Below are 1,102 nucleotides of genomic sequence, written 5' to 3'. Positions count from 1 at the left end.
CCGCAGTTCTGGCAGTCGGCAAGTGCATCTGGTGGGGGAAACGCGAACCGTCCATTGACATGGGATCAGTGGGTTGCTTTCAAGGCTGCACAGGACGGGAAAACGGCTGGAGCGGGGTCTGCCCTCTCTCAGGCATTCGATGTGCCTTCGCAGGTAGCCAAAGTCGCAACGGGGTTGACGCAGGCTCCAGACAGTGCCGCGGGCAGTAACGAAGGCGACGGAGGCGCAGGATTGTTTGGAGCCGTTGGGTCGGCGGCAGGCGCTTTGCTCGGTGGCGGCGAAGGCAATTCGGACGGCGACGACACCGGAAGCGACGATGGTGGTACGTTTGACGATGACCTGCTCAATGCGAATCCAGGCGTCAACGTGACACCGCTCGGCGACGCGCAACCGTTCGCGTATCAACCGGACCATTTGAGCGATGATGTTACGCAAGTTGCCGCCCGTGGTGTCAGCGCGGCCGACGAGGCCGATTGCTTTGGCGAATTCGAGTTCGATCTGGAACAATGCGATTTCGTCAGAGCGATGACCCAAGACCCACGAGCCTATGCGGTCTGCAAGGAGACCGCATTCCAGAACTATCAACGTTGCAGAGGCTTTTGAAATGACGAAACGCGCCCGCGCTACAGTGATCTTTTACAACGAAGATACGCAGCAGATTCAACTTTGCACTGTGTATCGTGACGAAATCGGGACTGCAATCGATCGGCAGATCGCGCGAGGTTCGGCGATGAATCTACCTCTCGGCGAGCCGGATGACAGCACGACCCCAATTACGGATGATGCTCTTCGTCAGATTGGCGGCATGGCCGTACTCAATCAGGCATCGGTGCATCCTGAGTTGCGTGGGCGCCTGAAAATTACAACCGAAGCGCCAATCGAGTGGACACAACCAAAAGGAACGGCGCAGTAAAACAGGACCACGAACGGCCTGTGGCCGGCCATCTGATTAATGTCGAATTCGCGCGCCGCATTGGCGAGGCTGCGCTTCCCTGGTTTGCCACTCAATACCCGGAATTTAGCGCCCGGCGCTCGGCCGAAATAGGCATCTCCCGGCGTAAGCCGTAGATTCTTTCAGTCGCCCTTCCATGCTTTCCCTTTT

At 57.9% G+C, this 1,102-nt stretch carries 1 protein-coding gene and 1 pseudogene; both read left to right on the top strand.

Annotated elements, in window-relative coordinates:
- Positions 1–603, top strand: a pseudogene (locus U5A57_RS41240) (hypothetical protein); the annotation flags it as partial.
- Position 604: 1 nt separating this feature from the next.
- Positions 605–913 (top strand): hypothetical protein, encoded by a 309-nt coding sequence (locus tag U5A57_RS41235; protein ID WP_321918083.1) that lies wholly within the window; start codon positions 605–607, stop codon positions 911–913.
- The last annotated feature ends 189 nt before the right edge of the window (positions 914–1,102 follow it).

It is taken from the genome of Paraburkholderia sp. J11-2 (genome assembly GCF_905220185.1).
In the GTDB taxonomy this organism is placed as follows: Bacteria; Pseudomonadota; Gammaproteobacteria; order Burkholderiales; family Burkholderiaceae; genus Paraburkholderia.
This window is presented reverse-complemented; position numbering and strand designations above follow the sequence as displayed.